This window comes from Simiduia aestuariiviva, from assembly GCF_014192475.1.
Lineage (GTDB): Bacteria > Pseudomonadota > Gammaproteobacteria > Pseudomonadales > Cellvibrionaceae > Simiduia > Simiduia aestuariiviva.
Window position 1 is genome coordinate 405,786 of record NZ_JACHXZ010000002.1, and the last position, 10,643, is coordinate 416,428.

At 50.6% G+C, this 10,643-nt stretch carries 11 protein-coding genes and 1 tRNA gene; all 12 read right to left on the reverse strand.

Annotated elements, in window-relative coordinates; translation table 11 throughout:
* Nucleotide 1: 1 nt before the first annotated feature.
* Nucleotides 2–1,132 carry a beta-ketoacyl-ACP synthase III gene (locus FHS30_RS07435; protein ID WP_183909828.1) on the reverse strand — a complete coding sequence of 377 codons (1,131 nt, stop codon included), beginning with the start codon at nt 1,130–1,132 and terminating at the stop codon, nt 2–4.
* On the reverse strand, nt 1,125–2,099 hold the full coding sequence (locus tag FHS30_RS07440; RefSeq protein ID WP_183909829.1) for a dialkylrecorsinol condensing enzyme: 975 nt from the start codon (nt 2,097–2,099) through the stop codon (nt 1,125–1,127). The genes FHS30_RS07435 and FHS30_RS07440 overlap by 8 nt, the downstream gene beginning before the upstream one ends.
* 94 nt (nt 2,100–2,193) lie before the next feature.
* Complete coding sequence (locus FHS30_RS07445) at nt 2,194–2,391, reverse strand: DUF2788 domain-containing protein (protein WP_183909830.1); 198 nt, start codon at nt 2,389–2,391, stop codon at nt 2,194–2,196.
* Nucleotides 2,392–2,489: 98 nt separating this feature from the next.
* Nucleotides 2,490–2,566: transfer RNA gene (locus FHS30_RS07450), tRNA-Pro, on the reverse strand.
* Nucleotides 2,567–2,662: 96 nt separating this feature from the next.
* Nucleotides 2,663–3,031 carry a MerR family transcriptional regulator gene (locus FHS30_RS07455; RefSeq protein WP_183909831.1) on the reverse strand — a complete coding sequence of 123 codons (369 nt, stop codon included), beginning with the start codon at nt 3,029–3,031 and terminating at the stop codon, nt 2,663–2,665.
* The gene (ihfA, locus tag FHS30_RS07460) at nt 3,015–3,320 is read right to left on the reverse strand and encodes an integration host factor subunit alpha (protein WP_183910263.1); all 306 of its coding nucleotides are present in this window, start codon (nt 3,318–3,320) and stop codon (nt 3,015–3,017) included. The genes FHS30_RS07455 and ihfA overlap by 17 nt, the downstream gene beginning before the upstream one ends.
* A gap of 24 nt (nt 3,321–3,344) precedes the next feature.
* Complete coding sequence (pheT, locus tag FHS30_RS07465; RefSeq protein WP_183909832.1) at nt 3,345–5,726, reverse strand: phenylalanine--tRNA ligase subunit beta; 2,382 nt, start codon at nt 5,724–5,726, stop codon at nt 3,345–3,347.
* A gap of 57 nt (nt 5,727–5,783) precedes the next feature.
* Nucleotides 5,784–6,797, reverse strand: a complete 1,014-nt coding sequence (gene pheS, locus FHS30_RS07470; protein ID WP_183909833.1) for a phenylalanine--tRNA ligase subunit alpha — start codon at nt 6,795–6,797, stop codon at nt 5,784–5,786.
* 182 nt (nt 6,798–6,979) lie between these two features.
* Entirely contained in the window at nt 6,980–7,336 is a 357-nt protein-coding gene (gene rplT / locus FHS30_RS07475) for a 50S ribosomal protein L20 (protein ID WP_183909834.1), read from the reverse strand.
* Between the two features lie 29 nt (nt 7,337–7,365).
* Nucleotides 7,366–7,560, reverse strand: a complete 195-nt coding sequence (rpmI, locus tag FHS30_RS07480; RefSeq protein WP_183909835.1) for a 50S ribosomal protein L35 — start codon at nt 7,558–7,560, stop codon at nt 7,366–7,368.
* Between the two features lie 62 nt (nt 7,561–7,622).
* A complete protein-coding gene (gene infC / locus FHS30_RS07485; RefSeq protein WP_183910264.1) occupies nt 7,623–8,165 on the reverse strand; it encodes a translation initiation factor IF-3 in 543 nt (180 codons plus the stop codon).
* A 111-nt stretch (nt 8,166–8,276) separates the two neighbouring features.
* Nucleotides 8,277–10,193: a threonine--tRNA ligase gene (gene thrS / locus FHS30_RS07490; protein WP_183909836.1), complete on the reverse strand. Its 1,917-nt coding sequence runs from the start codon at nt 10,191–10,193 to the stop codon at nt 8,277–8,279.
* Nucleotides 10,194–10,643 lie beyond the last annotated feature (450 nt).

Here is a 10,643-nt window from a genome sequence, read left to right on the forward strand (position 1 = left end):
GTTAAACAGCCTCTAGCAACGCAAAACTGCTCGAGAATCGACCCGACTCTGGAACATACATTAGAATTTTCTGACCTTTTTTAATTCGACCCGAATTAAATAGTTCGTCCAACATAATATAGGGAGAAGCAGAGCCAGTATTACCGCACGAAGTTAGATTAGTAAACCACTTTGATTTAGGGATGCTAAATTCCATGGAATCCAATTGATCCGCTAGCGGTTTAGCAAAATACATTGATGAGATGTGCGGTAAAAACCAATCAACATCTTCTGCTTTAAGCTGATGCTTTTTTTGTAGTGCCCTTAGGGGCTTACCGACAGTAGTGGCAACCACTTCAGCATTCAATAATCGTACATCCTGCTTGATAGCGAGTGTTGAATCGATCTGCCATTGTTCGGGCGATACGTCTGCCCAGCCGGTTAAGGTGCCATCTTGGTTTTGTTGTGCGCCGGCAAACATACACGCGGGCAATTGGTGAGCATATGAAAAAAGTTCGAGCCAATGTACCTTGAGAGAAAGTGGACCCCGGGGTTCACTTTCAAGTAAAAAAGCACCAGCCCCGTCTGAAAGCATCCAGCGTAAAAAGTCTTTCTCAAACGCCAACTCAGGACGTTCTTCAAGCGCATTTATTTTGTGGTCTACCTCTGCCTGAAATCTATGCGCCATAAAATGGGGTGACACGCGTTCAGAACCCGTTGCCACCGCCCGTTTTGCTTCGCCTGCTTTTACAGACAAATAGGCATACTTAAATGCCGAAAACCCAGACAAGCAGATTCCCGCTGTGGCTACCACCTCTAAGCAGTCCCACCCTAGTTCGCCATGCACCATAACGCCATGATTCGGTAAAAGTTGGTCTGGCGATGAGGTGCCCGTAACTAACAAATCAGCGGGCGCAGTTAAGTCCAAGGCACCTACGGCATGCGCCGTCATTTGAGCATTGTTCATGGTCGGCAGCCCCGTCTCAGGGTCAATTGCATAATACCGAGATTTGATACCGTTATTACGCAGAATAATACGGCGCGCGCGCGAGGGCTTGCCCCCAACCATGCCCAGCACTGACTCCATTTTGTCATTAGCAACCGGTTGATTAGGCAGGCAAGTCCCAGTGCTATTGATATAGACGCTATTCATAATATTTCAATCGTTCAATTCCCGAGCCTGACGGCAGCTCGTAATAATGTTTGGCCCGTTTTAACTTTGATGCAAGTAACGGCTTAAGTAATTTTTGCAGGAGTAAGCTAATGGGGACAATCGTGATAATTAGCAACACCAAAAAACAAATGTAGAGTGTCAATAGCGGTAGTCTTAAGGCGGAGCCGGGTTTGCCTCCGGCCATCAACAACTTGCCCCAAAGGTAAAAGCTACGGGTGCCAGCCTTTTCACTGGTGAGCAATTCAGGATGTACAGTAACCGCAGCTAAACCAGAAAGTAAGGGGTCGCTGTTGCGCTCTTCGTCTTTTTCCAGCGCATCACACAATGCTTTGCCAAATCGTCGCGCACCCAATTTATCTTGTTCCGATACCCCAGCAGCGGGAAAACCCCAAAACGCATTTCGCCTCCCTGTCCACATCCAGCGTGGCACCGTGATAAAGCTAGCAAGGGTACTGCCCTGGTCTGTAAACACAATGTTATCCAACAAGCGCGCGCCCAATGTTTTCAACTGGGATTTCATCTTTTCTTGCGCGAGCATCCACATGTTGCGACAGCCGATAATAGTGATAACCGGCTTTCCGCGAACCTGATTTTTAAATCCAGTGGACTGCAGCAACCCTTGCACGGGTAATGAGGGTGCTAGATACCAAACCTGATAAGGCAAGAGAATCAAATCAAATTCCGGGTAACTGCTCCAATCGATCGCTTCGATCGCTGGAGCTTTTTCATGAATGGATTCAGGAAACACATCTAAAAATCGGAAAAAAGGCCAGGGAAATGGATAGGCAGTTTTAGGCCGTATAGGCACTTCGTGGATAACAATATTAGCGTTTGTGCGCAAAGGCGCCAAAATCTGCTGTACGATCTCCGCTAACTGACCCGTTTGCGAATAGAGGGGTACAAGAATATGTTTTGTGCGCTGACGCGGTGAGTGTTTGTCGTCCATAAGCTGTGGTGGTCTAGCGTAAATTTGCTGGATTGTAGCATGACTGTTAGGTGGTCATTGCCCCCTGAAACTGCATCACTTTGGGGCTGGCTACCTAGCCAATAAGCTGTACTAAAATTCCCTTTAATATAAAACCCAGCAAACACAGGCCGAGTACCACAAACAATATTACCGTGCCAAAGCGGCCGGCTTTTGATTCTTTAGCGAGATCCCAAACGATAAATGCCATAAATCCTATAAGTAGCCCAATGCCTATATACAGGGAATAGGTTTCAAACGTCTCTATATCCATTGGCAATCCATCGGCGAGGTCTGCGTTATCACAGGCAAAAAAAAACCCGGATAAGACCGGGTTTTCTACAGCAAGCTAGGGGGCTTGCTGCCGTAATTTGGTCGGAACGGCGGGATTTGAACCCACGACCCCTACACCCCCAGTATAGTGCGCTACCAGACTGCGCTACGCTCCGAAATTAGCTAAGCTCTTGATTTGAAAAAAGATATTTTCATCACGGCTCAACTGAGAGGCGGCATAATACCGCGTTCTCAAAAGATTGCAAGCCCTTTCAGGGTTTGAGTACTAAGAGCAGCTCTTCGAGCTCAGCGATCATTTGCTTGATCACGTCGCCGAATTGACTTTGCTGCCCAGCGTCAACTGGAGCAGGACTGTCGCCCGTCATTTGCTGCCTGGCGCCACCGATGGTAAAGCCTTGATCGTACAACAATGAGCGAATCTGACGTATTGTTAGCACGTCCTCGCGTTGGTAATAACGTCGATTACCTCTGCGCTTAACCGGATTTAGCTGGGGAAATTCTTGCTCCCAATAACGCAGCACGTGCGGTTTAACCGCACACAGCTCGCTGACTTCGCCGATGGTAAAGTAACGCTTACCCGGTATGACCGGTAATTCATCGTTATTACTTGGTTCGAGCATGTTCCTCTACTCTTGCCTTAAGCTTTTGGCCGGGGCGAAAAGTCACCACACGACGTGCTGTAATGGGAATCTCTTCCCCTGTTTTTGGGTTGCGGCCGGGGCGCTGGCTTTTATCGCGCAAGTCAAAATTTCCGAAACCGGATAGCTTGACTTGCTCATTGGTCTCAAGCGCATGGCGGATTTCTTCAAAAAAGGCCTCCACCAATTCTTTAGCTTCACGCTTGTTCAAGCCCAGCTGTTCGTACAGTTTTTCGGCCAGATCAGCTTTAGTCAAAGCTCCGTCTGACATATTCACCCCTTTTACAGTGCCCTCTTACCTCAAGGTCGCGTTGAACATGGACGCCAGCTCAGCCATGACAGCTGCAATGGACGCATTGATCTCTTCGTCGTTAAGAGTGCGGGAAGGATGCTGATACGTCAAGCCCAGCCCCACACTTTTTCTAAGCGGATCAATACCTTTGCCGCTATATACGTCAAATACCTTTAAGTTTATAAGGGCATCTCCGGCCGCCTCTTTAACGGTATCCTGCAGTGCTTGAGCGGAGACTCCTCGGTCAACCACAACAGCGAGGTCCCGGCGAACCTCGGGGTACTTAGATAACGCTGTGAATGTTGGCATCTGGCCACCTAGGACCGCAGACTGCTCAACCTCAAAGACAAAACAAGGCTCCTCTAAGCCCAGCGCCCGCTGCGTACTGGGATGAAGCGCACCTATGATACCAATTTGCCGCCCAGCCTTATGAATCGTCGCAGTTTGGCCCGGGTGCAGCGCAGGATGCACACCCGCCTGAAAATCATAGTCTGACAAGGGGCCATTGAGTGACAAAAGACGCTCCAGATCCCCTTTTAGATCAAAGAAATCGCTCTTTTCCTTACCCTGCGCCCAGCCTTCGGGGAATCTATCGCCGTACAATAGTGCCGCCAGCATGGGTTCTTGCGTAAGGCCAGCGGGTCCAGTACCGCCCGGCACAAAAGTCAGGCCTGCCTCAAAGATTCGAACCCGCGGTTGCTGACGGTTGACGTTGTGCATTAACGCAGTGGCAAGCCCTGGCAACAGGCTAGTCCGCATGGCGCTCAGGTCAGCACTAATGGGGTTAAGTAGCTGTACCGCGTCCGCATTGGGATCAAACAGCGCTTGAAGCTTGGGTTCGACAAAACTGTAGGTGATGACCTCTTGATAGCCCTGCGTAACGAGCGACTCTCGCAGCCGGGCCAGAGGTGTCACCACCTCATTGATCGGCAGAATAGGCAAATCGGCCCGTAAACTCGTTACCGGCAAATTATTGTACCCATAGATTCTGGCCAACTCTTCCAGTAAATCGGCTTCAATGTCGATATCAAACCGGTGGCTAGGCACCCCGAAGGTCCATCCAGCGTCATCTTGAGCTTTTAGCGTTAACCCCAATCGCAGCAAAATATCCAGCACGCGCTCATCGTCGATGGCGAAACCCAAACCCTCTGCTATCTTCGCCCTGCGCAGCGTTACAGAGGCAGCTTTAGGCAGACTGGCTTCGTTAACCTCCTCCACAACGGCGCCAGCTTGACCGCCAACAATGTCGAGCAGCAGACCGGTCGCGCGCTCTATGGCTTGCACTTGCAATTCATAGTCAACGCCGCGCTCGAATCTGTGCGAGGAGTCGGTGTGTAAACCGTAACTCCTGGCCTTACCGGCTATAATTGCAGGCTCGAAGAACGCACTTTCCAAAATAATGTCGCAGGTGGTTTTCGTGACCGAGGACGATAGCCCGCCCATGATGCCTGCAATCGCTAAGGCTTGATTAGCATCGGCAATAACCAAGGTGTCGTCTTTTAACGTGACCTCTTGGCCGTCCAATAGGGTCAGCGCTTCACCTTGTTTAGCCATGCGCACATCAATGTCGCCAGAAACTTTGGCGAGATCGAAGGCGTGCATTGGCTGCCCCAACTCAAGCAGCACATAATTTGTTACGTCGACCACCGCATCAATGCTACGCAAACCCGCTCGCCTCAAGCGCTCCTGCAACCACAGTGGCGAAGGACGAGTGATATCAATATTGCGAATAATCCGAGAAACATAGCGGCCACAGCCCGCCTTGATACTGGCTTGCTTTTGGTCATCAATAGTTGCTTTCACCGGCGCAATTTGAGGCGCGTTGACCGGGCAGCTATTTAGCACCCCAACTTCACGCGCGATACCCGACACGCCCAAGCAGTCGGCGCGATTTGGCGTTAAATCTACTTCGATAATTTTATCTTCAAGGGAGAGGAACTCTCTCAAACACTGACCTGCTTCAGCCTCTTGCGGAAGCTCCCAAAGACCAGAATCATCATCGCCGGCCTGCAGCTCCGTTTGGGAACACAGCATGCCAAATGACTCCACACCACGGAGCTTTGCTTTTTTGATTTTGAAATTCCCGGGAAGCACTGCACCCACTGTCGCAAAGGGAACCTTAATCCCTTTTCGTGCATTGGTCGCACCGCACACTACTTGGGTTAAAGTGTCGCCATTGCCTGCCACTGCGCAGACGCGCAACTTGTCGGCATCCGGGTGCTGCTCTATTTCGACGATTTCTCCAACGACTACACCGCTGAACTCACCCGCCACCGCTTCAATACCATCCACTTCCAGTCCTGCCATGGTGAGTTGTTCACACAACTCTGCCGTCGACACACTAGGGTTTACCCATTCCCGCAACCAGGATTCACTAATCTTCATTTTTTGCGCTATCCAATTCTGACATGTCGCAGTGCGACCCAATGCATTTATAAGCCACTAAAATTGGCCGAGAAACTTTAAGTCGTTCTCAAAAAATAATCGCAGATCATTAACTCCGTAGCGCAGCATTGCAAGACGCTCTACGCCCATACCAAATGCAAAGCCCGAATAGGTGTTGGGATCTACATTGCTGGAAGTAAAGACATTGGGATGCACCATGCCGCACCCCATCACTTCGAGCCAGCCAGTTTGCTTACATACGCGACAACCTTTACCGCCACATTGCGTGCACTGTATATCGACTTCTGCAGATGGCTCAGTAAACGGAAAATAAGACGGCCTAAATCGAACCGGCACATCGGCTTCAAAGAATGCTTTTAAAAATTGATCAACGGTGCCCTTCAGATCCGCAAAGCTAATTTGCTTATCTACCACCAACCCCTCAACCTGATGAAACATCGGGGTGTGGGTAATATCGGAATCACAGCGATACACGCGCCCAGGACAAATGACGCGAATAGGTGGCTCTTGTGTCTCCATGGTGCGCACTTGTACTGGAGAAGTGTGTGTGCGCAGCACGTGCTTGGCATCCACGTAAAATGTATCGTGCATGGCTCTGGCAGGATGATGCGACGGAATATTCAGCGCCTCAAAGTTATGGTAGTCGTCTTCAATTTCTGGCCCCTCTTCAACTTGGTAGCCGGCTTGTTTGAAGATCTGACTGATGCGCTCCAGCGTGCGAGTTACTGGGTGAATGCCACCAGCGGACTGCCCTCGACCACCGAGCGTGACATCGATAGTTTCGTTCGCCAATCGCGCGTTGATCGCGTCAGCTTCTAATGTGTCTTTACGGGCCGACAGCTTTTCCTGCACCTGAGCTTTGGCTTTGTTAATTTCAGCGCCGGCAGCTGGCCGCTCTTCCGCACTTAACTTACCCAAACCTTTTAATAGCGCAGTTATTTTGCCCTTCTTCCCCAAATACTCTACGCGCACATAGTCTAGCGCGGCCAAGTCTTCGGCTTTGGCAACCAGTTCCAGCGCTTCGTTAGTGAGCGCGTCCAGGTTTTCCATCTATTATCTCCGCTGATCAGCTGTTCGATCTTGCACTTTGCGTCAGCAAAATGCGGGCTGTTTTATTGCCAAATTTTGGCGGTATCAATTGTATTGCCTAAAGGCATTAAACAAAAAAGGGAAGAGGCACTGGCCCCTTCCCTTTTGAAACACAATGAGGCTAACGCCTCCTATCGTGCGACTTAAGCCAGAGCTGCTTTAGCCTTTTCCACGATAGCTGCAAAAGTCGCCTTATCGTGAACGGCAATATCTGCCAGCACGCGACGATCCAATGCAATGTTTGCTTTCTTAAGGCCGGCGATCAGCTTGCTGTAGCTCAAACCTTCAGCGCGCGATTGCGCGTTGATACGGGTGATCCACAGTGCACGGAAGTTACGCTTCTTGACCTTGCGGTCGCGATAGGCGTACTGACCAGCTTTAATGACTGCCTGCTTCGCTACACGAAATACGCGTGAACGCGCTCCGTAGTAACCTTTTGCGGCTTTTAATACTTTCTTGTGGCTACGGCGAGCCACTACACCACGCTTAACACGCGCCATAATTCAATCCTCTTTAAGGTTACTGCCAATTACTTGGCGCGGAACATACGATCAACCAATACAACGTTATCCTTATCCAGGATATCGGTGCCACGCAGGTGACGCTTGCGCTTGGTTGTCATCTTAGTGAGGATGTGGCTCTTGTTAGCATGCTTGTGCTTGTAACCAGCGCCTGTCTTTTTGAAGCGCTTTGCAGCACCACTGTGTACTTTAGCTTTTGCCATAATAAAACACTCCGCATTTGCGAGTTAATTAATGAAAGTAACAAGGCAGCTAAAAAGCCCGGCTACTTCTTCTTTCTGGGTGCGAGAACCATCATGAGCTGCCGACCTTCCATTTTCGGGTGCTGCTCAACTACGGCGTACTCTTCAAGGTCGCCTTCAATGCGTTTAAGCATCTCCATGCCGAGCTCTTGGTGCGCCATCTCTCGGCCGCGGAATCGCAAGGAAACCTTAGCCTTATCCCCATCTTCAAGGAAACGTATCAGGTTGCGTAGTTTTACCTGATAGTCACCTACGTCCGTCCCTGGGCGAATTTTAATTTCTTTGATTTGCTGTTGTTTCTGCTTCTTCTTAGCAGCAGCCTTGGCCTTTTTGGCCTCAAACACTTCCTTGCCGTAGTCTAAAATCTTACACACTATCGGCTCGGCATCCGGCGCGATTTCTACCAGATCAAGCGTGGCAGCCTGCGCTGCTGCGAGTGCTTCTGCGATAGTGACAATTCCAACCTGTTCACCATCGGCGCCAATAAGGCGGACTTCGCTCGCTTCAATCTGTTCATTAATACGGGCTTTCTTTGATTTACCGCTCTTCGCGCTATCTCGTTTGATGGCTAATGCCTCCTTTCTAAATACCCAAAATTGGGCAACAACAGCAAAAGACCACTTAGGACGCTAGGGAAGCACATTGATGTGCTTCCGCTGCTTTCGGCCTATGTAGTCTTATAAAGCACCCTTCTTGGCTATCTCAGCCTGTAGATGCTCTGCCAGTTCTTCCACCGTCATGGCGCCCAGATCTTCCCCGTTACGGTTACGCACCGTAATTTTACCGGTTTCCATCTCTTTATCGCCGACGACCAGCAGGTAGGGAACCCGCTGAATGGTGTGCTCGCGGATTTTAAAGCCGATCTTCTCGTTTCTCAAGTCCGAAAACGCCCTGAAGCCTTTGTTTTTCAAGGATTCTTCGACTTTCTGCACATATTCGGCCTGATTGTCGGTAATATTTAGAATTGCAACCTGTTCCGGCGCTAACCAGAGCGGAAATGCACCCTCGTAGTTTTCAATCAAAATGCCGATAAATCGCTCAAATGAACCCAAAATAGCACGGTGCAACATGACCGGCACCTGACGCGAGCCATCCTCAGCCACAAATTGCGCCCCGAGGCGCCCGGGCATTGAGAAATCCACCTGAATTGTGCCGCACTGCCATACACGCCCCAGGCAATCCTTTAACGAGAATTCGATTTTTGGGCCATAAAAGGCGCCCTCACCCGGCAGCAGGCTGTATTCCAGCCCCTTTGCCTCTAAACCATCGGCCAGAGCCTTTTCCGCCTTATCCCACACCTCATCACTGCCCACACGCTGATCGGGTCTGGTAGACAGGCGAATAATAACGTCGTTAAAGCCGAAATCTGCATACACCTTATAAAGCAGGTCAGTGAAGATACTCACCTCTTCTTGGATTTGCTCTTCAGAGCAGAAGATGTGGGCATCGTCCTGGGTGAAGGCGCGCACACGCATGAGCCCCTGCAAGGTACCCGAGGCTTCATTGCGATGGCAGCTACCAAACTCCGCCAAGCGAATGGGCAGCTCCTTGTAGCTCTTCAACCCCTGATTAAATACCTGAATGTGACAGGGGCAATTCATGGGTTTGACGGCGTAATCTCGCGCCTCTGACTCGACGGTAAACATATTGTCGCGGAATTTATCCCAGTGACCAGAGCGCTCCCAAAGACTGCGATCCACAACCTGCGGCGTCTTGATTTCTAGGTAGCCATTGTCGCGCTGGACTTTGCGCATATACTCTTCGACGGCAGTGTAAACTGCCCATCCACGGGGGTGCCAAAACACCATGCCCGGCGCCTCTTCCTGTATGTGGAAGAAGTCGTATTTTTTGCCCAGCTTTCGATGGTCGCGCTTAACCGCTTCTTCCAAAAAGTTTAAGTGCGCCTTTAGCGCTTTTTTGTCCGCAAAAGCAGTGCCGTATATCCGCTGCAACATCTTGTTATCAGAATCGCCGCGCCAATAGGCGCCAGAAACGCGCTGTAGTTTAAAGTGCTGACAAAACCGCATATTGGGCACATGTGGGCCCCGGCACATATCCACATACTCTTCGTGGTGGTAGAGCCCTGGTGTGGCGTCCTTGGGGATGTCCCGCTCTAAAATTTCTAGCTTGTAGCTCTCGCCGCGCGCCTCAAAGACCGCACTCGCCTCTGCCCAGCTAACGGTTTTTTTGATGACATCGTATTCAGTTTTCGCCAGCTCCAGCATGCGCACTTCAAGCTTTGCCACATCCTCGTCAGTGAGTGAATGGTCCAAATCGATATCGTAATAAAAGCCATTTTCAATGGTGGGGCCAATGGCCATTTTGGCGTCTGGGTAGAGCTGTTTAATGGCATGCCCAAGCAAATGCGCGCAGGAATGGCGGATTATCTCTAAACCGTCTTCATCCCTACCGGTGATAATTTCAAGCTTGGCGTCCTCTTTAATGACCTCGCAGGCATCAACTCGCGCGCCATTTATGCGCCCAGCGATTGTCGCTTTCGCAAGCCCTGGACCGATATCCAACGCTACGTCCATCACAGAAACGGGGTTATCAAAACGGCGCTCGGAGCCGTCGGGAAGTGTAATTACAGGCATTTTGGTATTCCTGGCTACAGTGGTGACCCCTACCAAAGGCCACGTGAATGAGGGCGGCGAAAACCACCAGCGGGGCTGCGATTATAAGCGGTGAACTAAATGCTGCAAGCAATCATCGTGCTAGAGCGGCCAAAACAAAAAAGCCAGCCTGTTCGGCTGGCCTTTTAGCTTTAAATCCTGGTAGGACTACCCGGATGCGCTTCCTCCGGTCGCGGCTCTATGAGTCGAACCCCGGTTCGGCCGCTGCGCGGCTAAAACAAAAAAGCCAGCCTGTTCGGCTGGCCTTTTTGCTTTAAATCCTGGTAGGACTACCCGGATGCGCTCCCTTTGGTCGCGGCTCTGCGAGTCGAACCTCGGTTCGGCCGCTGCGCGGCTAAAACAAAAAAGCCAGCCTGTTCGGCTGGCCTTTTTGCTTTAAATCCTGGTAGGACTACCCGGATGCGCTCCCTT